Genomic DNA, 18,787 nt, shown 5'->3' with positions numbered 1-18,787 from the left:
CGGCCGGCCGGCGAAGCCGCCGCTACGATCGCGATGTGCGTCGGCGCTTCGGATTTTTCGTCGCGCGGCTTCCGCGGCTTCGGCTATAAGCGCCGCAGGCGCTACGGATTCGATAGCGCAGGGCGCGAGCAAGAGATCCGGCGTGACGCACGAGGTTACCAACCAGCCGCCACCGCTGACGGGCACGAACGCATGGCGGGGCGACCCGCTGCTGGTGCAGCTCGCGGAGGATTTTTCCGAGCCGGTGCGCAAGGAGCTCGACCAGCACGGCCGTTTCGTGATGAGCCAGGAGGCGCAGGAGCTGGCGCGGCTCGCCAACACCGAGACGCCGCGGCTAAAAACGCACGACCGCCAAGGCCGGCGGCTCGACGTCGTCGACTTCCATCCGGCCTATCATGCACTGCTGCGCCGCAGCATCGCCGGCGGGCTGCATTCCTCTGTATGGGAGAACGGGGAGCAGGAGACCGGCCGCCGCCACCAGGTGCGGGCGGCGCGCTTCTATCTCACCGCCGAGCTGGAGGCCGGGCATCTGTGCCCCGTCACCATGACCAGCGCTTCGCTCGCCGCGCTGATGGCCAACCCGAAACTGTTCCGCGAATGGGCGCCGCGCGTCACCAGCCGCAAATACGACCAGACGCAGAAGCCGCCGGTGCAGAAGGCCGGGCTGACGCTCGGCATGGGCATGACCGAGAAGCAGGGCGGCACCGACGTGCGCGCCAACACCACCCGCGCCGAGCGGGCCGGCAACGGCTTCTATCGCCTCACCGGTCACAAATGGTTCATGTCGGCACCAATGTCGGACGCCTTCCTCGTGCTTGCGCAGGCCGGGGAGGGGCTGTCCTGCTTCCTGGTGCCGCGCATCCTCGGTGACGGCAGCGGCAACGGCTTTCGCTTCCAGCGCCTCAAGGACAAGCTCGGCAACCGCTCCAACGCGTCCTCCGAGGTCGAGTTCGAGGGCGCCATCGGCGAGCCGGTGGGCGAACTCGGCGCCGGCGTCAAGACGATCATGGACATGGTGACGCTGACCCGGCTCGACTGCGCCGTCGCATCGGCCGCGATCATGCGCGCCGGACTGGCAGAAGCCGTCCACCATGCACGGCATCGAAAAGTGTTCGGGGCGAACCTGATCGACAAGCCGCTGATGCAGCGCGTGCTTGCCGACATGGCGCTCGACGTCGCCGGCGCCACGGCGCTGTCGTTCCGGCTGGCGCGCTCCTTCGACGAGGCGGCCAGGGATCGCGGCGAGGCGGCCTTTGCCCGCGTGATGACGCCGGTGGTGAAGTACTGGGTGTGCAAGGTGGCGCCGCCGCTGCTGGCGGAGGCGATGGAGTGCCTCGGCGGCAACGGCTATGTCGAAGAAGGACCGCTCGCCCGCTACTATCGCGAGGCGCCGGTCAACGCCATCTGGGAAGGTTCCGGCAACGTCATGGCGTTGGACGTGCTGCGCGTGCTCGGCCGCGGCTCGGCGCTGTTCGACGAGGTGCTGGCGGGGATCGAGCGCGACCTCGGCGCGGGCGGCGCCGGAACGACCGGCGTGCTGCGCGCCGCCATGCAGATAGCCTCGTCGGACGAGGGCTCGGCGCGCGTCCTGACTGAGCAGCTCGCTTTGTCGGCGGCGGCGGCGGAACTGCGGCGCATCGGCGCCGGTCGTATCGCCGACGCCTTCGTCGAGACGCGGCTTGCCGGCCAGTGGCGCTCCACCTACGGCATGCTGGCGCCGCGCCACGACCCGCTCCTCATCCTCGACACGCTGTATCCGGCGGTCTGAAGCATCTTTCACGCCGGCGGCCGGCTTTCCTGCTTCCACGGGGAAGGGGGACGGCGCGGCATTCCCAGGCAATTGGCTATGGACCGGCACAGCGCGCCGACACGGTTCCCGGCCGACGTTAACCTTAACAATTGGTTTACGTTGCGCAGCGACCGCCGCCGCTCCAATTTAGCCAGGGAGCAGGGGCGACATGGCGCGGATTCTGACATTCTTTCTGGTGGTGCATTGGGCGGTCGTGTTCTCGCTGCTGGCGACGCTCAGCGTCCTCGGGAGCGATGGCGGCGGGTTGCGCTTCTTCGGCATCGACCTGCCGGGCGCCGACTACCTCGTCGTTTCCGTTCCGGTGGTCGCCGCCAGCGTGGCCATGGGATTCGCGACCTGCGCGGTGCTGTTCTGGTGGGCGCTGGTGGCGCTGTTTGCCGGCAATGACGACGGAACGATCGGCGAGGAGGTCTTGCGCGTCGCCTTCGCCGCGGCGGCAGGCTTGATGACCCTGCTGCTGGTGGTCGGCACGTTCAGGTCCTCCGCCGGGTTGTTTCCGGCGATGGCGGCGCATTTCGCCGCGCTGATCGCATCCTATGTGGCGATCCGCAGCGAACAGCAGAGCGCCGTGCAACGGGCCGAGGCTCTGGTCGACGAGCGACTGCGCCTGGCGGCGCGCGCCAGGGCGATCGGCGCCTCGCAGACGGTAAAACTGTCGCGCTTCGCCGGCGCGCATGACGGGCAGAGGAGTTTTGAGCGCTGATGCGTTGGATCCTTATCCTCTGGGCCCTGCCGCTCGCCGTCTTCTGGGGCTGGTTCGGGCTGTCCTACTACGACATGAATTTCGGCTACGTGATGCTGTCGCGCGGGCTGCACGACCTCGTCTTCGAGCTCTACGGTGAACTGCTCGGGCTCGAACCGGCCACGATCCCCTGGCTGCTGGCAAAGGCTTTCGTCATCGATACGCTGATCCTGTTCGGCATCCTGGCGTTCCGGCGCCGCCGCGCCATCGCCGCCTGGATACAGCGGCGGCGCGAGCGCTATTCCGGCGTGGAGCCGGCCCGCAGCACCTGAAGCCGGTCCAGGACGCCTTGCAGGATGAAGGCGGCCGCCGCCGAATCGATCTTCTCCTTGCGCCTGGCTCGCGAAAAATCCATCTCGATCAGCGTGCGCTCCGCCGCGACCGTCGACAGCCGCTCGTCCCAGAATGCGAAGGGAAGCGCGGTCAGCCGCGCCATGTTGCGCACGAAGGCGCGTGTCGCCTGGGCGCGGGGTCCCTCGCTGCCGTCCATGTTGACCGGCAGGCCGATGATGATCGCGCCGACGTCCTCGGCCTTCAGCCGCGTGAGCAGCGCCTCGGCATCGGCGGTGAATTTTTTCCGCAGGATCACCGGGCGGGGATGGGCGAAGGAGAAGCCGCGGTCGGAGACGGCAACGCCGATGGTCTTCTCGCCGAGATCCAGCCCGGCAAGCGTCCTGCCGCCGCTCAGATGATCGGCGAGCGATTCGATTGCAACCACGGTCATTGGCTGTCCTTTTCGGTCCGCTTCCGGGCGCTCCGCCCTTGCCCTCGCCGTCGCGCGTTCTATCCTCGCCCGCAACCGAAATCGAGGAGTGCGCCATGAAACTCACCTGGTACGGCCATTCGGCCTTTCGCGCCGAAGCCGGCGACGCGAAAATCCTGATCGATCCGTTCCTCTCCGGCAATCCGTCGTGGCCCGGCGGCTGGGAAGAGCCGGCCGAGGGCGTCACCCATGTGCTGCTCACCCACGGGCACAACGATCATTTCGGCGACACCATAGCGATTCTGAAGAAGACGGGGGCGATGCTGGTCGCCAATGCGGAAATATCGGACTTCGTCGCCGGCAAGGGCATCGAAAACGTCAATCCCGGCAATCACGGCGGTACGGTCGATTGCGGCGGCTTCACCGTGACCTTCGTCAACGCCGTGCACTCCTCGGCCTTGACGCAGGAGAACGGCCAGGCGGTCTATCTCGGCAATCCCAACGGGCTGGTGCTGCACTTCCCCGACGACAGGACGCTCTACCACATGGGCGACACCGACATCTTTTCCGACATGGCGCTGATCAACGAGTTGCATCAGCCGCAGATCGGCCTGGTGCCGGTGGGCGATCGCTTCACCATGGGCGGCGCCGTTGCGGCTCTGGCCTGCCGGCGCTTCTTCCAGTTCGAGGCCGTGGTGCCCTGCCACTATGGCACGTTCGGAGTGCTCGACCAGAGCGCCGACAAATTCGTCTCCGGCATGGAAGGCAGCGGCACCGAGCTGGTGCTGCCGACGGTGGGGCAAGCGAGGGAAATCTGAGACGGTATCGTCTCGCGCTGTGCACGGGAAAAGTGAACCGTCGCCGTCACTTACCTGTTTCCCCGCGTCGAGCGGCAGGTTCGGAAAATGCGATTCTATCCCCTCCCTTTCCGCCTCACCTATATTTCGCCGTGAAAGCCGCTTCCTGCGGGAACTTGGTGCGCACCGGGTATCAGGAGGGAGCGTCGGCGCCGGGTCGGTCGCGCAATCGGTAGCGCGGCTGGCGTGAGCTGGAGACCCGGGCCCCAGCCGCGAAGGTCGCGCGAATGCGGGTTAGCGGACGGGCAAGAACGCCGGCGGGGCGCGGGTCACCGCGCCACGTACTTTACTTAGAGAGGCTCGGCCCCGCGCCCCGCTTCCCGCACTTTCCTTTCAATGGCCAGACTGCAAAAGCAGGGCGTGGAGGATGACGCTTGGATTCTATCCCCTGAGGAAACTGAATTTGCTCGTCAGTTGGCCGGTTCTTATCAGGCGATTGATGTCGCTCTGGTCGATGCGGCCTTCGGCAACGCCGTTGGCCAGCCGATCGCACATCGTCGTTGCCAGGCTCTCGCGTGATACGCCCATATAGGTCATGGCATGCGCCTTGAAGCGCGGACCAGACAGATCGACCTGTCTGACGCAGCGAGCGATGGCAGCCTCGCGGTCGTTCCTCACATCGTCCTGAACCGTCGAACAGCCGCCCAGCGCGGCCGACGCCACCAACAGAGTTATGGCGAATGGTCTCATCTTGTCCCCCCGAATTTGCAGCGTGACAAAGGACGACAGCGTTTTTCCTGTCAAGCCGACGCAGCAACCGATGCCAGGTATGGACGCAAAGAGGGCATGCGATCCACGTCACTTCTACCCCCCGCCACCCCTGCTGCATTGCTGCGATGCACAATGGCACCTTGCAATTGCCCGGCGAATGGGCCATATGCGCAGCCAACAGGCGCTTGGGCCGCGAATGATGCGGCTTTCCCGATCGGATGGGACTGGTTGCGTCTCGTGTTCTCCTTCCCCGCTTATCCCGGCATGGAGACGAAGCCCCGCGTATTCTGAAGCGCGGGCACGACAGCGCAGCCGCGCGGGCCAACCAGCCTGCCGCCTTGTCGTTTCACGTAATGATGCTCGACGGCAGGTTGCGCCCTGCCGCGGCAGATAGTTGGCGGCCGATGCCGCCTGAAAGAGACAATTTTGAACACTGAACTTTCCGCGAAGCCCGAAGGCTTCGCCGCCCTCGGCATCACAGGTGCGCTGCTCAAGGCGACCGAAACCGCGGGTTTCGACACGCCGAAGCCGATCCAGGCCCAGGCCATTCCCGCGCAGCTCGAAGGCCGCGACATCCTCGGCGTCGCCCAGACCGGGTCGGGCAAGACCGCAGCCTTCAGCCTGCCGATTCTGGCCAAGATCGCCACACTCGGCAGCAAGCGGCTGCCGCGCACCGCCCGCGCCCTGATCCTCGCCCCGACCCGCGAGCTCGCGGTGCAGATCGAGGACACGATCAAGGTGCTCGCCAAGGGCATGCACATCTCGACCGCCCTGGTGCTGGGCGGCGTGTCGCGCCACAGCCAGGTCAAGCGCATGGCTCCCGGCGTCGACATCCTGATCGCGACACCGGGCCGGCTCACCGACCTGGTCCGCGAAGGCGAGGTCAAGCTCGGCGAGACCCGCTGGCTGGTGCTCGACGAGGCCGACCGCATGCTCGACATGGGCTTCATCCACGACGTCCGGCGGCTGGCGAATGCCACCCACCGCGAGCGCCAGACGGCGCTGTTCTCGGCCACCATGCCGAGCGAGATCGAGCAGCTGGCGCGCGGCATCCTGAAGGATCCCGTGCATGTCGAGGTCGCCCCGCAGGGCACCACTGCCGCCGAGATCAGGCAGAGCGTCGTGCTGGCCAGACTGAAGCAGAAGCGCAAGGTGCTGTCAGCGATGCTCGCCGATCCCGCCATGTCCTCGGTGATGGTCTTCGCCCGCACCAAGCACGGCGCCGACCGGGTGGTGCGCGACCTCGAGCGCGACGGCTTCAATGCCGCCGTCATCCACGGCAACAAGTCGCAGAACGCCCGCCAGAAGGCGCTCAATGGCTTTCGCGACGGCTCCGTGCGCATCCTCGTCGCCACCGATATCGCGGCGCGCGGCATCGACGTGCCCGGCATTTCGCACGTCGTCAATTTCGACCTGCCGGACGAGGCCGAGAGCTATGTCCACCGCATCGGCCGCACCGGCCGCAACGGCGCCGACGGCGTCGCCATCACGCTGTGCGATCCCAACGAGAACGCAAAGCTGCGCTCGGTGGAACGCATCATCCGCATGAAGCTGCCGGTCGCTGCCGACCATCTCGGCGAGCCGGATCCGCAGGCCGAGGCGCGCGAGCCGCGTGCCGACCGTCCTGCGGACAGCAGGGATAGCGGACAGCCGCGCGAGCATCACCGCGCCGGCCGGCCCGGCGGCGACAAGCCGCGCCAGGGTTTTGGCAAGAAGCCGTTCTCCGGCAAGCCCGGTGGCCAGCGCTTCGGTGGCCAGCCGTCGGCCGGCGAGCAGCGCTTTGGCGGCAAACCCGCGGGCGAGGGACGCCCCGGCGGCCAGCCGGCCGGCGAGAAGCGCTTCGCCGGCAAGAAGCGGCCGTTCCGCGGCCGCCGCAATGCCCCGCGCGCGGCCTGACCTGCGGTTGGGCCGAACGAAGCCGCGTTTGGTCCAATTGCGCGGCACTCGACGATGAAACAAGGTGGCGGCCGCAGCGAGCGCTTCGGCCGCCACTTGCATTTTCGGGGAGACGGGAGAGGACATGGCCGGCATCGCGGCACTCGCAGTCGCCTATGTGCTTTCCCAGTTCTACCGCTCATTCCTGGCCGTGCTCACGCCGGTGCTCGGCAGCGAGCTCGGCATGACCAAGGCCGACTTCTCCATCGCCTCCGGCGTGTTCTTCCTGACCTTCGCGCTGTCGCAGTTCCCGGTCGGCGTTGCGCTCGACCGCATCGGGCCGCGCTATACCGCGGTGACATTGATGATATTCGGCGCGGGCGGCGGAACCTTCCTGTTTTCCGCCGCTACGGCACCCTGGATGGTCATTTTCGCCACCGGGCTGATGGGGATCGGCTGCGCCCCGGTCCTGATGGCGGCGCTGTTCATCTTTGCGCGCCGCTACACGCCGGCCAAATTCGCCATGCTGTCGTCGTGGATCGTCGCCTTCGGCACGGCCGGCAACGTCCTCGGCGCCTCGCCGCTGGCCTATGCCGCCGAGGCGTTCGGCTGGCGCCCGGTCATGGCCGGGCTCGGCGTGTTCACCCTGCTGATCGCGGCGCTGGTCTTTGCGCTCGTGCGCGATCCGGAAAATCCGCATGCCGGCAGCGGCTCCACGGGATTTGCCGGGTTCGCCGAGCTGCTGCGGCTGCGCGTGCTGTGGCCGATCATCCCGCTGACCATGGTCGCCTACGCGCCGTCCGCCTGCATTCGCGGCCTGTGGGCAGGTCCCTATCTCGCCGATGTCCATGCCGCCGACATGCTGGCGATCGGCAACGCCACGGTCCTGATGGCGCTGGCCATGGCGGCGGGCGCCTTCATCTATGGCCCGCTCGACCAGTTCTTCGGCACGCGCAAATGGGTGGCGGTCGTGGGGACAACGATCAGCCTCTCGGCGCTGCTCGCGCTCGGCCTTCATCCACAGAGTTCGCTCGGGTCGGCTACGGCGCTGCTGGTGCTGATCGGGGTCGCCGGCGGCAGCTACGGCCTGCTGATGGCGCATGCGCGGGCCTTCATGCCACCGCACCTGATCGGGCGCGGCGTCACCCTGATGAATTTTTTCGTCATCGGCGGTGCCGGGCTTCTGCAGTTCGCCACCGGCGCGGTGGTGACCGGCGGCACGGTGCCCGGCGAGCCGGCCGCCGCCTATTCGGCGCTGTTCCTGTTCATCGCGCTGGTGCTCGGACTGGCCCTTGTCGTCTATCTCGCCGCTCGCGACGCCAAGCCGGCCCATGCGGCATGACACGCCGTTGCGGGATCACGCCGCGCCGGTATTTCCCATGGACCAGCGTTCTTCTATCCCGACCGGCGTGTTGAATGTCGGGGCGGTCTCTGGCAGGAAGGCGGTCGAAATGGCGGCAGGCGCCGCCACGTCCTTCAACAGCGGCAGCGCTTCGCCGGTGCCGCCTGCGCAACGGGAACTGCCTCATGCTTGGTTCGGTCATCGACGCGATCGGCAACACGCCGCTCATCCGGCTGCGCCGCGCTTCGGAGGAGACCGGGTGCGAGATCCTCGGGAAGGCCGAGTTCATGAACCCGGGCCAGTCGGTCAAGGACCGCGCCGGCCTGTTCATCATTCGCGACGCGGAGAAGCGCGGCCTGCTGCGGCCCGGCGGCGTGATCGTGGAAGGTACGGCGGGCAATACCGGCATCGGGCTGACCGTGGTCGCCAAGGCGCTCGGCTATCGCACGGTGATCGTCATTCCCGATACCCAGAGCCAGGAGAAGAAGGACGCGCTGCGACTGCTCGGCGCCGAGCTCATCGAAGTGCCGGCGGTGCCGTACAAGAATCCGAACAACTACGTGAAGGTATCCGGGCGGCTCGCCGAGCAGCTCGCCCGCAGCGACAACAGCGGCGCCATCTGGGCCAATCAGTTCGACAACGTCGCCAACCGCGACGGCCATATCGCCACCACCGCCGAGGAGATCTGGGCGCAGACTAACGGCAAGGTCGACGGCTTCGTGTCGGCGGTCGGCACCGGCGGCACGCTGGCCGGGGTCGCCATCGGGCTGAGGGCCAAGCGCAAGGACGTCAAGATAGCCATCGCCGATCCGTTGGGGGCGGCACTGCACAGCTATTACACGACCGGCGCGCTGAAGGCAGAAGGCAGCTCGATCACCGAAGGCATAGGGCAGGGGCGCATCACCGCCAATCTCGAAGGTTTCGCGCCCGACTTTTCCTACCAGATCCCGGACGAGGAGGCCCTGCCGATCATTTTCGACCTCGTGCAGGAGGAGGGGCTCTGCCTTGGCGGCTCGACCGGCATCAACATTGCCGGCGCCATCCGCCTGGCGCGCGAGCTCGGCCCCGGCCACACCATCGTGACGGTGCTCGCCGACTACGGTACGCGCTACCAGTCGAAGCTGTTCAATCCGGATTTCCTGCGCACCAAGAACCTGCCGATCCCCGACTGGATGGACCGGACGGCCGACATTCCCGTGCCGTACGAGCCGGTGCCGTGATGCCGACCGAGGCACTGTTCCGCGACGATGCCTATCTCGCCGAAGCGCATGCGACGGTCCTCGGCGTCAACGAGCGCGGCGGCGTCGTGCTCGACAAGACCATCTTCTACGCCACGTCGGGCGGCCAGCCGGGCGACACCGGCCATCTCCTGCGACCCGATGGCAGCCGCATCGCCATCGCCGCCACCATCACCGGCGAGAGCAAGGACGAGATCATCCATCTGCCGGCGCCGGATCAGCCGCTGCCGGTCGCCGGCGAAGTGGTCGGCCTGTTCATCGATTGGCCGCGCCGGCATCTGCTGATGCGCATGCATACGGCCTGCCACCTGCTCACCGTGGTCTGTCCGTTCCCGATCACCGGCGCGTCGGTCGGCGAGGAGGAGAGCCGCGTCGATTTCGACATTCCCGACGCGGGCTACACCAAGGAACTGGTCAGCGAAAAGCTGATGCAACTCGTCTCGGCGGAGCAGCCGGTGTTCACCCGCTGGATCACCGATGCCGATCTCGCCGCCAATCCCGGGCTGGTGAAGTCGAAGAACGTCCGCCCGCCCTCGGGCACCGGCCGTATCCGGCTGGTCTGCATCGGCGACGACGGGGGGATCGACAGCCAGCCCTGCGGCGGCACGCATGTGCGCTCGACCGGCGAGGTCGGTCCGATCCACATCGGCAAGATCGAGAAAAAGGGGCGGGAGAAGCGCCGCTTCCGCATACGCTTCGGCGAATTGCCGAGCTAACCGCCGGATCAGCCATAAATCCGCGTCTGCCGCACCTCATGATGCGTCGAGCGCTCATCCCAGCGCTTCAAAATCCTTCGGGCTTCTTCCGGCACATAGGCTATCTCATAGTCGGCGCCCTGGAAGGCGACGACGTTGGCAAGCGAATCGAAGCACATCACCGTGGTGAACTGCACCTCGTCGCCCACCTCGCGCCGCAACAGCTCGATCGAGCGGTAGCCCGGGATCCTTTTCGCCTCGATGCCCGGAAAAACGAAGCCGTCGAGCAGCCGCTCATAGGCGTCGGCATTTTCGCGGGTCGTGAAACCGTTCCAGATGCGCTTGATCATGGCAGGCTCTCCTTCGTGATTCCTCGCATGGCGGGCGAGGGCGTGTCTCTGCTATTTGTGCCGGGAAGGATGGCCTTCCAGCCATGATGTGGCCGAACGACCGCAAGAATGGCGAGAATGGCACCATCCGGGATCAAGACCGGCGGAGCCGGGGTGCTGCCCATGCAGGAAAGCAGCGCTGCCCCTTTTTGCCCGGGCCGCGATATGCGAGAAGCAGTGGCCGTTGCTATGGAGGCGCGCATGCCGGAGAAAAGCCCGTTCGTCGTCGACGCCGACTGGCTGCAGGGCCAACTCGGCCGCCCCGGCCTGTCGATCGTCGATGCCTCCTGGTACCTGCCGGCGCAGGGCCGCGATGCCAAGGCCGAATATGACGCGGCCCACATACCGGGCGCGATCTTTTTCGATCAGGACCTGGTCGTCGATCCCGATTCGGGTCTGCCGCACACGCTGCCGCGGCCGGCGGTCTTTGCCCAGCATGTCGGCTCGATGGGGATTTCGGCCGACGACACCATTGTCGTCTATGACGGCCCCGGCATGTTTTCGGCGCCGCGCGTCTGGTGGATGTTCCGCGTCATGGGGGCGCCGGAGGTTTTTGTCCTCGACGGCGGCTTCGACAACTGGAAGGCGGCCGGACGTCCGGTCACGGCCGAGGCGACACGCACGGCGCCCAACGTGTTCTTCACCGATTTCGACGCGAAGCGGGTGGCGAGCCTCGCCGACATGCGCGAGGTGGTCGAGGCGGGCACGGCGCAGATCGCCGACGCGCGCCCGCCGGGCCGCTTTGCCGGAACCGACCCGGAGCCGCGCAAGGGCGTGCGTTCCGGCCACATGCCGGGCGCGAAGAACGTGCCCGCCGTCTCGCTGTCGGAAAACGGCCATTTGCTGCCGGTCGAGGCACTGCGTCGCAAACTGGCGGAGGCAGGGCTCGACCTGTCGAAGCCGGTCGTCACCTCCTGCGGCTCCGGTGTTACGGCGGCCGTTATCACGCTGGCGCTGCAGAGCGTCGGACACGGTGACAACCGGCTCTATGACGGGTCGTGGACCGAATGGGGCGGGAACTCCGATACGCCCGTCGTCACAGGCAAGGACTGACATGGCCGACACGAAGTTGCCCGAGACGATAGACGTGACCGTGACGTTCCTCGAAATGGCGCGGCCGCCGGCGCAGTACGCGCCCTTGCCGTACAACCGGCAGATCGCGCTGCTCAGGGTCCGCGACATTCCGGTCCACTACTATCGCTATCTGATCGACCGGGTCGGGCGGAAGTGGCATTGGGTCAATGCCTTGCGGCTCTCCGATGAAGAAATGGAGGAGGGGCTGCGCAAGCCCGAGCGCGATATCCGGGTGCTTTATGTCGACGGTGCGCCGGCGGGCTTCTTCGACCTCAAGACCGACCTGCCTGAGGAGGTCGAGCTCGCCTATTTCGGCCTGATGGAGCACGCGACGGGCCAGGGGCTCGGCCGCTGGTTCCTCGGCTCCGCCGTCGCGGCGGCGTGGTCCTACGAGCCGCAGAAGGTGTCGGTGCAGACCTGCACGCTCGACCATCCCGCCGCCCTGCCGCTCTACCAGAAGATCGGCTTCTCGCCGATCGGCCAGAAGCGCGAGGTCGTCCATCCGATGAGTTTCGCCGAGCGCTCTGCCGTGGTGATGCGGTAAGAGGGCAGTAGGGCAGTAGGGCAGTAGGGCAGTAGGGCAGTAGCTAAAGGGCCTCTATCGCCGACTGCCCATTGCCTACTGCCTGAACACGCCGTTCAGCAACGATTCAGCTTCCACCGTCCAGAAGTGGTGCCGATCGGCGATCCACCGCACGACGACCACCGAAGGAGATATCCATGCCCACCCGCCGCCAGTTCGCCGCCCTTGCGCTCGCGCTGCTCGCTTTCCCGACTGTCGCCGCGGCGCAGTCGATGCCGTCCGCCGCCCAGATCGAGCGGCGCCTGGAAGCGCCGGCGGAGCGCCGGATAAGGCCCGACCAGCGGGTGACCGCACGCGAGTTCAAGCGCCGGCCCGACCTGCGCCGCGCCGCGCCATCGATCGACATCCAGGCGATCAACTTCGCCTTCGGCTCGGCCGAGATCCCCGTCTCGCAATACCAAAAGGTCGAGGCCATCGCGACCGCGCTTGAGCGCCTGCTGCGCCGGCGGCCGGGCACCACCGTGCTGATCGAGGGCCACACCGACGCGGTCGGCTCGGCCGCCTCCAACCAGATCCTGTCCGAGCGCCGTGCCGAATCGCTGCGTCGCGTGCTGATGCGCGAGTTCGGCATTCCCGGCCGGGCGCTGGAGACCGTCGGCTATGGCGAAGAGTTCCTGCTGGTGCCAACCCAGAACGAGAACTGGCAGAACCGCCGCGTGACGCTGCGGCGCATCGACGATTTTCTGCGGTGAATGGGCTGGTCGGAGATAGCTGATGCCGTTTTGCTACAGCTATCTCCGGTTGTGTGTGCTAGATAGAGGCCCAGGGGTAGACGGGCTTGATTTTCGTTAACGTGGAGGCCGCTGTGCGCCTTGGTTCCATCTTCGTCGCGTCCGCTCTTTCCCTCATTGCCGCGTCCGGCGCGATGGCGGCCGACGCGATCGTGCAGGAACCCGTGCCGATCGCCGAAGCGCCCGTGTTCACATGGACCGGCGGCTATGTCGGCATCCAGGGCGGCTATGCCTGGAACGAAGCGGAGTTCGACGCGGTATTCGGCAGCGGCTCCCGGGATTTCGACGGCGGCCTGCTCGGCGGCTTTATCGGCTACAACTGGCAGGTCGGATCGTTCGTGTTCGGCGTCGAAGGCGACATCAACGCGACCTGGAACGACGAGACCTTCGCGTTTCCGGGCGTGGAGGTCGAGGTCGGAACGGACTATCTGGCGTCGATCCGCGGACGTGTCGGCTATGCCTGGGATCGGACATTGATCTTCGGTACCGGCGGGGTCGCCTTCACAAGGGCTTCGGTGGATGCGAGTGCCGGCGGCGCGACCTTCAGTGAAGACCAGAGCTATACGGGCTGGACCGTTGGCGGCGGTGCCGAATACGCCTTCACCGACAACCTGATCGGCCGCCTGGAGTACCGCTACTACGACTTCGGCAAGGAGGACATCCTCGGCTTCAGCGATGTCGAGCTGAACACCCACACCGTGACGGCCGGCTTCTCCTACAAGTTCTGACCTGACGAAGGGGCAGGGACGACTGGCCGAACGCAGGTTTCGGGTGGAGGGGCGCCGTCCGCGAGCGTAGCGTCCTCGTCGATCAATGACGAGGAGGCCTCCCATGCTGATACGCTTCATCGCCCTGCCGACCGATAGCGTCCGCGCCTTGCAGCGCGGCGGCAAGGACGCCTACGGCTTTGCGCCCGAGCGCAAGGTCTCCGACGGCGACGGTGTTCCCTGCCGCCACTGCCTGCGGACCGTTCCGGCGGGCAAATCGTATCTCGTCCTGGCCTACCGGCCGTTCCCCGCGCTGCAGCCCTATGCCGAGACCGGGCCGATCTTCCTGTGCGCCGACGAGTGCGACCGCGCGCCGGAAAGCGACGTGCTGCCGGACATTTTTCGCCCGACCCCGGACTACATCGTCCGAGGCTACGGCGCCGACGACCGCATCGTCTACGGCACCGGCGCGGTCACGCCGACGCAAAGCATCTGCGGCCGGGCACACGAATTGTTCGAGCGCGACGACGTCGCCTATGTTCACGTGCGCTCGGCCAGGAACAATTGTTACCAGTGCCGCGTCGAGCGGGCGTAGGGTCGGTCGCCTGTCATTACCTTTCGTTAACCTTCCACGGCTTACGCTTGGCAATGCTGATCGGCTTCCGACCACGGATGGACTGGCGGAAAGCCGATTGCAAAAAAGCGGGTTTTGTCCCGCTTTTTTGTTGCCTGCTTGAAAAAATCCCGCCTTAGCAGCGGGATTTTGAGTTCAGGATAGGGAAACTGGTCAAGCGGCTAGCACCTGCTTCGGCTCCACCATCTCGTAGCCCAGCGCCTCGGCGACGGCGCGGTTGGCGACCCGGCCCTTGTGGACGTTGAGGCCGTTGCGCAGATGCGGGTCGTCGACCAGCGCCTTCAGACCCTTGTCGGCGAGCTGCAGGCCGTAGTGCAGCGTCGCGTTGTTCAGCGCATGCGCCGACGTCACCGGCACGGCACCAGGCATGTTGGCGACGCAATAGTGGATGATGCCGTCGACCTCGTAGGTCGGCTCGGCATGGGTAGTGGCATGCGAGGTCTCGAAGCAGCCGCCCTGGTCGATGGCGACGTCGACCAGTACCGCGCCCTTCTTCATGCCGGACAGCATCTCGCGGCTAACCAGCTTGGGCGCCGCCGCGCCCGGGATGAGCACGGCGCCGATCACGATGTCGGCCGAGAAGCATTCCTCCTCCAGCGCCTCGACGGTCGAGTAGCGCGTGTGGACGCGGCCGTTGAAGATGTCGTCGAGCTGGCGCAGGCGCGGGATCGAGCGGTCGATGATGGTGACGTCGGCACCCAGCCCGGCGGCCATCTTGGCCGCGTGCAGGCCGACGACGCCGCCCCCGATCACCGCGACCTTGCCGGGAAGCACGCCCGGCACGCCGCCAAGCAGTACGCCGCGGCCGCCATTGGCCTTCTGCAGGGCCGTTGCGCCGGCCTGGATGGACAGGCGGCCGGCGACTTCCGACATCGGCGCCAGCAGCGGCAGGCCGCCGCGCTCGTCGGTGACGGTCTCGTAAGCGACGGCGGTGACGCCGGAGGCGAGCAGGCCCTTGGTCTGCTCCGGATCCGGCGCGAGATGCAGGTAGGTGTAAAGGATCTGGCCTTCGCGCAGCTGCGCCCATTCGCCGGGCTGCGGCTCCTTCACCTTGACGATCATGTCGGACCTGGCGAACACGTCCGCCGCCGTCCTGGCGATCGTCGCGCCGGCGGCGCGATACGCATCGTCGCCGGCGCCGATGCCGGCGCCCGCGCCTGTCTCGACCAGCACGTCGTGGCCGTGCGCCACATATTCGCGTACCGAGCCCGGGGTCAGCCCGACGCGGTATTCGTGATTCTTGATTTCCTTAGGGCAGCCGACGCGCATCTTCGTTCTCCTCACCGGCCTTTGCGGCCTTGTCTCCTGCTGAGGATGAATTGAACCACGGAGCAGGCCGAACGTCCTTGCGAAGTCGGTTGTCTATCCCCGTCGGTTTCGCTATTCCTTGCGTCAAGCCCGGAGAATATCGAAGGAATTGGCAAGAATGTCGCTTGACAGGATTGATATTGCGATTCTGGATACGCTGCAGAAGGACGGCCGCATCTCCAACGCGGCGCTGGCCGAGAAGGTCGGGCTGTCGCAGTCGGCCTGTTCGCGGCGGCTGGACAACCTGGAAAAGAGCGGCGTGGTGCGCGGTTATCACGCCCGCCTGTCGAATGCAGCGCTCGGCCACCAGATGACGGCGATCGTCCACATATCGCTGTCGGGACAGTTCGAGAAGACGCTTTCGGATTTCGAGGCGGCGATCAAGCGCTGCCCCAACGTGCTCTCCTGCCATCTGATGTCGGGCGAGTACGACTACATCCTGCGCATCGCCGCCAAGGATCTCGCCGACTACGAGCGCATCCACAAGGAATGGCTGTCGGCGATGCCGCATGTGACCAAGATCAATTCGAGTTTCGCCCTGCGCGAGATCGTCGACCGCACCGCGCTGGGGCTGAAGCCGGAGATGGCATAAACGCTGTCTTGCCGCGGAAAGAGGTCCAGTGGGGTCATCCCGACGGTCCAAGCGTCAGGCTTCCAGGCATTGAATGCGCCGGGCGTGCCTGGCGTGGCGCGTCAGCACGTCGCCGAGCTGCGGCATGACCGGCTCGCCGTCCTCGACCAGCACCTTGCCGTTGACGATGGTCGTCCCCGCCACCGCCGGGCCGCAGCGCAGCCAGGCTTCGACCGGGTCGGTATGCGCGCCGGCAAGGGCCACGTCCGACATCTTCCAGATGACCAGGTCCGCGCAGGCGCCGGGCCGCAAATGGCCGATCTCGTCCTCCCAGCCGAGGCACGCGGCGCCGCCGCGCGTGGCCATCTCGAGCGCGTCGCGCGCCGTCATCGATCTCGGCCCGTTGCGATAGCGCCCGAGCAGCAGGGCGGTGCGGGCCTCCAGCCACAGCGAGGCATGGTCGGTCGAGGCCGAGCCGTCGCAGCCCAGTCCGACAGGCATGCCGCGGGCGCGCAGCGCCATGGCGTCGGCCGAGCCGCCGCCGATCAGCATGTTCGAGCATGGGCATTGGGTTGCGCACACGCCCGCCTGGGCGAGGCGGCCGATCTCGTCATGCGACGGGTAGATGTAATGCGCCACCCAGGAGCGCTTGCTCGCCCAGCCGACCCGCTCGAAATATTCCGTGGGCGTGCAGCCGTAGACCCGGGCGCAATAGTCGTCCTCGTCGGGATCCTCGGCCAGGTGCGTGTGCAGCCGCAGGTCGTAGCGGTCGGCCAGCCTGGCCGTCTCCGACATCAGCCGTTCGGTCACCGAGAACAGCGAGCAGGGCGCCAGCGCGACGCGTGTCATCGCCCCCGGCGAGGCATCGTGATAGCGCTCGACCAGGCGGATGCTGTCGGCAAGGATTTCCTCCTCCGTCTGCACGACGGAGGCCGGCGGCAGGCCGCCGTCCTCGACGGAGCGGGTCATCGAGCCGCGCGTGGCGTAGAAGCGGAAGCCGATATCGGTGCCGGCCTTGATCTGCGCGTCGATCAGGCCCGGCTTCGGATGGACGTACATGTGGTCCATCGAGGTGGTGCAGCCGCCCATCAGCAGCTCGGTCATGGCGACGAAGGTCGAGAGATAGAGGGATTCCTCGTCGAGCTTCGCCCACAGCGGGTAAAGGCCGGTGAGCCACTCGAACAGCGAGCCGTTGGTCACCGGCGCGTAGGAGCGGGTGAGGTTTTGATACATGTGGTGGTGGGCATTGATCAGCCCCGGCGTCACCAGCCGGCCGCGGGCCGAGATCGTGCGCGCAGCCGGGGGAGGTTCCTGACTGGTCTTGCCGATCGAGTGCACACGCCCGTTCTCGATAGCAATCCAGCCGCCATCCACTTCCCAGTCGCGATCGACATAGATGTAGGCGTCACGGACGAGAAGGTCGACGATCATTGGCAGTCCTCCAAGGCAATCTCACCATGCAGCGCCGATACCTGGCGGTGCGTTGTGAGCCCTGTCCCTGGAGGTGTGCGCTCCGGATCGTCATCGCTTGCGCGAGCGGGCTGGTTTCCGATTTCGAAGGGCTGCAGTTCGCAGCCTTCGATCAGGCGATCTGAAACGATCCTTGCATGGATGTCAAACTAAATTCATCGGAGTGAAGTTTTCGCCCGCTGAAGCCTTGAAGGCGAAAACGTTAGCTCGCGAGCCCGTCTGGGCGGTGAAACCATAAACGCGAAACGCTGAGATGGAGTGGGAAGCGGTCCGTCTGCTTCCCAGAAGGCACGCGGGAAGCAGGGCCATCCACGCAGACCCGGAGATTCCGTCGGGGCAAAATCAGCCGCGGTCGAAAGAAGATTCGCGGCTGACTAACGTCGCTCACTTGCGAGCGGTCGCTTCCGCCATGGCGGGGGCCTTCTGGATGTTGGCGGCCCCGCCCATATCGCCATTCTTGGTACGGCCCGCTCCCGGGCCCGCACCGAGATCGGCACCGGTTGTGGGGTCGGACGACGGATCCGACATGGTGCGCTGGGCCATTTTGATCGCAACCTTCTTGTCCTTTGCGTCGAGCTTGACCGTCGCGAGACCGTCGCCGCCGTCGATCGGCATCACCTCCTCGAGATTGTCGATGCGGTCCCATTCATCGCCGGAATTCCACGGGCCAGTCGCGTCGCCCTCGCCCTGCGAGGCGTTGACGTATATGCTGGCATACTTCTCGATGCCCGGCAGCTTGCCCGTCGGGAAGTTGTTCTCGATCGCATAGAGCGCCTTTTCGAACGACTTCTGGTGAGCGACCTCGCGCGTCATCAGGAAGGCGAGCGCGTCCTTGATGCCGGGATCGTCGGTGATGTTGATCAGGCGCTCATAGACAATCTTGGCGCGTGCTTCGGCAGCGATGTTGGAGCGCAGGTCCACCGTAGGCTCGCCGCGCGAATCGACATAGGCGGCGGTCCACGGAACACCGGCAGAATCGCACAAGGCCGGAGCGCCGCCGAAGAGGATCGACTCCTTTGCGCTGGTGCCGCTGGCGCCGACCATCCTGTAAAGCTCGGCCTCCTTCATCTGACCTTCGGCGAGCTGTGCCTTGAGGCTCTTGTTGAGCATGGTGACGATGGAACCGACCACCTCAAGGTGGCTCAACTCCTCGGTCGCAATGTCAAGCAGCATATCCTTTCGGCCGGGATCGTCCTCACCAAGCCCTTGCGTGAAATAGCGCATCGCAGCGGCAAGCTCGCCGTCCGCACCGCCGAACTGCTCCATTATCATGCATGCGAGTTGCGGGTTCGGCTCAGAGACGCGCACTGTGTATTGAAGCCGCTTGTTGTGCATAAACATTGATGA

At 66.3% G+C, this 18,787-nt stretch carries 20 protein-coding genes; 14 read left to right on the top strand and 6 right to left on the bottom strand.

The genetic code is table 11. The features are described from left to right. Positions 1-142: 142 nt before the first annotated feature. From C7I84_RS09535 to C7I84_RS09525, 3 genes are all read left to right on the top strand, one after another. Complete coding sequence (locus C7I84_RS09535; protein WP_106771939.1) at positions 143-1,768, top strand: acyl-CoA dehydrogenase family protein; 1,626 nt, start codon at positions 143-145, stop codon at positions 1,766-1,768. Positions 1,769-1,958: 190 nt separating this feature from the next. Further along, on the top strand, positions 1,959-2,513 hold the full coding sequence (locus tag C7I84_RS09530) for a hypothetical protein (RefSeq protein ID WP_106771938.1): 555 nt from the start codon (positions 1,959-1,961) through the stop codon (positions 2,511-2,513). After that, positions 2,513-2,824: a DUF6105 family protein gene (locus C7I84_RS09525; RefSeq protein WP_106771937.1), complete on the top strand. Its 312-nt coding sequence runs from the start codon at positions 2,513-2,515 to the stop codon at positions 2,822-2,824. Before C7I84_RS09530 ends, C7I84_RS09525 begins: the two co-directional genes overlap by 1 nt. On the opposite strand, the gene ruvX is transcribed toward C7I84_RS09525, so the two are convergent. Beyond that, positions 2,791-3,276, bottom strand: coding sequence for a Holliday junction resolvase RuvX (ruvX, locus tag C7I84_RS09520; RefSeq protein WP_106771936.1), 486 nt, complete (start codon positions 3,274-3,276; stop codon positions 2,791-2,793). The two genes, C7I84_RS09525 and ruvX, sit on opposite strands and share 34 nt — an antisense overlap. 95 nt (positions 3,277-3,371) lie before the next feature. On the opposite strand from ruvX, the gene C7I84_RS09515 reads away from it, so the two are divergent. Next, positions 3,372-4,073 carry a metal-dependent hydrolase gene (locus C7I84_RS09515; protein ID WP_106771935.1) on the top strand — a complete coding sequence of 234 codons (702 nt, stop codon included), beginning with the start codon at positions 3,372-3,374 and terminating at the stop codon, positions 4,071-4,073. 420 nt (positions 4,074-4,493) lie between these two features. On the opposite strand, the gene C7I84_RS09510 is transcribed toward C7I84_RS09515, so the two are convergent. Beyond that, positions 4,494-4,802: a hypothetical protein gene (locus C7I84_RS09510; RefSeq protein WP_133170078.1), complete on the bottom strand. Its 309-nt coding sequence runs from the start codon at positions 4,800-4,802 to the stop codon at positions 4,494-4,496. A gap of 447 nt (positions 4,803-5,249) precedes the next feature. Between C7I84_RS09510 and C7I84_RS09505 the strand changes: the two genes are divergently transcribed. The 4 genes from C7I84_RS09505 to C7I84_RS09490 all read left to right on the top strand — a co-directional run bounded on the left by C7I84_RS09505 (position 5,250) and on the right by C7I84_RS09490 (position 9,994). Continuing rightward, on the top strand, positions 5,250-6,719 hold the full coding sequence (locus tag C7I84_RS09505; RefSeq protein WP_106771933.1) for a DEAD/DEAH box helicase: 1,470 nt from the start codon (positions 5,250-5,252) through the stop codon (positions 6,717-6,719). 124 nt (positions 6,720-6,843) lie between these two features. Next, positions 6,844-8,040, top strand: a complete 1,197-nt coding sequence (locus C7I84_RS09500; RefSeq protein ID WP_106771932.1) for an MFS transporter — start codon at positions 6,844-6,846, stop codon at positions 8,038-8,040. Positions 8,041-8,225: 185 nt separating this feature from the next. Continuing rightward, on the top strand, positions 8,226-9,260 hold the full coding sequence (locus C7I84_RS09495) for a cysteine synthase A (RefSeq protein ID WP_106771931.1): 1,035 nt from the start codon (positions 8,226-8,228) through the stop codon (positions 9,258-9,260). Next, positions 9,260-9,994 (top strand): alanyl-tRNA editing protein, encoded by a 735-nt coding sequence (locus tag C7I84_RS09490; RefSeq protein ID WP_106771930.1) that lies wholly within the window; start codon positions 9,260-9,262, stop codon positions 9,992-9,994. The genes C7I84_RS09495 and C7I84_RS09490 overlap by 1 nt, the downstream gene beginning before the upstream one ends. Before the next feature lie 8 nt (positions 9,995-10,002). Here the strand turns inward: C7I84_RS09490 and C7I84_RS30555 are convergent, their stop codons facing one another. Beyond that, positions 10,003-10,323, bottom strand: coding sequence for an antibiotic biosynthesis monooxygenase (locus C7I84_RS30555; protein WP_106771929.1), 321 nt, complete (start codon positions 10,321-10,323; stop codon positions 10,003-10,005). A gap of 240 nt (positions 10,324-10,563) precedes the next feature. On the opposite strand from C7I84_RS30555, the gene sseA reads away from it, so the two are divergent. The 5 genes from sseA (at position 10,564) to C7I84_RS09460 (ending at position 14,052) form a co-directional block, all read left to right on the top strand. Beyond that, positions 10,564-11,415: a 3-mercaptopyruvate sulfurtransferase gene (gene sseA / locus C7I84_RS09480; RefSeq protein WP_106772017.1), complete on the top strand. Its 852-nt coding sequence runs from the start codon at positions 10,564-10,566 to the stop codon at positions 11,413-11,415. A 1-nt stretch (position 11,416) separates the two neighbouring features. Beyond that, positions 11,417-11,980: a GNAT family N-acetyltransferase gene (locus C7I84_RS09475; RefSeq protein WP_106771928.1), complete on the top strand. Its 564-nt coding sequence runs from the start codon at positions 11,417-11,419 to the stop codon at positions 11,978-11,980. A 176-nt stretch (positions 11,981-12,156) separates the two neighbouring features. Next, entirely contained in the window at positions 12,157-12,711 is a 555-nt protein-coding gene (locus tag C7I84_RS09470; RefSeq protein WP_106771927.1) for an OmpA family protein, read from the top strand. A 113-nt stretch (positions 12,712-12,824) separates the two neighbouring features. Next, the gene (locus C7I84_RS09465; RefSeq protein ID WP_245428371.1) at positions 12,825-13,478 is read left to right on the top strand and encodes an outer membrane protein; all 654 of its coding nucleotides are present in this window, start codon (positions 12,825-12,827) and stop codon (positions 13,476-13,478) included. A gap of 103 nt (positions 13,479-13,581) precedes the next feature. Beyond that, complete coding sequence (locus C7I84_RS09460; protein ID WP_106771926.1) at positions 13,582-14,052, top strand: DUF1203 domain-containing protein; 471 nt, start codon at positions 13,582-13,584, stop codon at positions 14,050-14,052. Between the two features lie 192 nt (positions 14,053-14,244). On the opposite strand, the gene ald is transcribed toward C7I84_RS09460, so the two are convergent. Beyond that, positions 14,245-15,360, bottom strand: coding sequence for an alanine dehydrogenase (gene ald / locus C7I84_RS09455; protein ID WP_106771925.1), 1,116 nt, complete (start codon positions 15,358-15,360; stop codon positions 14,245-14,247). Between the two features lie 157 nt (positions 15,361-15,517). On the opposite strand from ald, the gene C7I84_RS09450 reads away from it, so the two are divergent. Then, positions 15,518-15,991: an Lrp/AsnC family transcriptional regulator gene (locus C7I84_RS09450; protein ID WP_106771924.1), complete on the top strand. Its 474-nt coding sequence runs from the start codon at positions 15,518-15,520 to the stop codon at positions 15,989-15,991. Positions 15,992-16,045: 54 nt separating this feature from the next. Here C7I84_RS09450 and C7I84_RS09445 read toward each other — a convergent pair whose 3' ends face one another. Then, complete coding sequence (locus C7I84_RS09445; RefSeq protein ID WP_106771923.1) at positions 16,046-17,401, bottom strand: 8-oxoguanine deaminase; 1,356 nt, start codon at positions 17,399-17,401, stop codon at positions 16,046-16,048. A 423-nt stretch (positions 17,402-17,824) separates the two neighbouring features. Beyond that, complete coding sequence (locus C7I84_RS09440; protein ID WP_106771922.1) at positions 17,825-18,781, bottom strand: manganese catalase family protein; 957 nt, start codon at positions 18,779-18,781, stop codon at positions 17,825-17,827. Positions 18,782-18,787: the final 6 nt, after the last annotated feature.

It is taken from the genome of Kumtagia ephedrae (genome assembly GCF_003012745.1).
GTDB classification, from domain to species: domain Bacteria; phylum Pseudomonadota; class Alphaproteobacteria; order Rhizobiales; family Rhizobiaceae; genus Kumtagia; species Kumtagia ephedrae.
This window is presented reverse-complemented; position numbering and strand designations above follow the sequence as displayed.

Coding starts and splice junctions, on each gene's coding strand:
- C7I84_RS09460 (WP_106771926.1), top strand. CDS start 13,582: ATGCTGATACGCTTCATCGCCCTGCCGACCGATAGCGTCCGCGCCTTG.
- C7I84_RS09495 (WP_106771931.1), top strand. CDS start 8,226: ATGCTTGGTTCGGTCATCGACGCGATCGGCAACACGCCGCTCATCCGG.
- C7I84_RS09445 (WP_106771923.1), bottom strand. CDS start 17,401: ATGATCGTCGACCTTCTCGTCCGTGACGCCTACATCTATGTCGATCGC.
- C7I84_RS09440 (WP_106771922.1), bottom strand. CDS start 18,781: ATGTTTATGCACAACAAGCGGCTTCAATACACAGTGCGCGTCTCTGAG.
- ald (WP_106771925.1), bottom strand. CDS start 15,360: ATGCGCGTCGGCTGCCCTAAGGAAATCAAGAATCACGAATACCGCGTC.
- C7I84_RS09530 (WP_106771938.1), top strand. CDS start 1,959: ATGGCGCGGATTCTGACATTCTTTCTGGTGGTGCATTGGGCGGTCGTG.
- C7I84_RS09490 (WP_106771930.1), top strand. CDS start 9,260: ATGCCGACCGAGGCACTGTTCCGCGACGATGCCTATCTCGCCGAAGCG.
- C7I84_RS09515 (WP_106771935.1), top strand. CDS start 3,372: ATGAAACTCACCTGGTACGGCCATTCGGCCTTTCGCGCCGAAGCCGGC.
- C7I84_RS09470 (WP_106771927.1), top strand. CDS start 12,157: ATGCCCACCCGCCGCCAGTTCGCCGCCCTTGCGCTCGCGCTGCTCGCT.
- ruvX (WP_106771936.1), bottom strand. CDS start 3,276: ATGACCGTGGTTGCAATCGAATCGCTCGCCGATCATCTGAGCGGCGGC.
- C7I84_RS30555 (WP_106771929.1), bottom strand. CDS start 10,323: ATGATCAAGCGCATCTGGAACGGTTTCACGACCCGCGAAAATGCCGAC.
- C7I84_RS09450 (WP_106771924.1), top strand. CDS start 15,518: ATGTCGCTTGACAGGATTGATATTGCGATTCTGGATACGCTGCAGAAG.
- C7I84_RS09525 (WP_106771937.1), top strand. CDS start 2,513: ATGCGTTGGATCCTTATCCTCTGGGCCCTGCCGCTCGCCGTCTTCTGG.
- sseA (WP_106772017.1), top strand. CDS start 10,564: ATGCCGGAGAAAAGCCCGTTCGTCGTCGACGCCGACTGGCTGCAGGGC.
- C7I84_RS09510 (WP_133170078.1), bottom strand. CDS start 4,802: ATGAGACCATTCGCCATAACTCTGTTGGTGGCGTCGGCCGCGCTGGGC.
- C7I84_RS09500 (WP_106771932.1), top strand. CDS start 6,844: ATGGCCGGCATCGCGGCACTCGCAGTCGCCTATGTGCTTTCCCAGTTC.
- C7I84_RS09475 (WP_106771928.1), top strand. CDS start 11,417: ATGGCCGACACGAAGTTGCCCGAGACGATAGACGTGACCGTGACGTTC.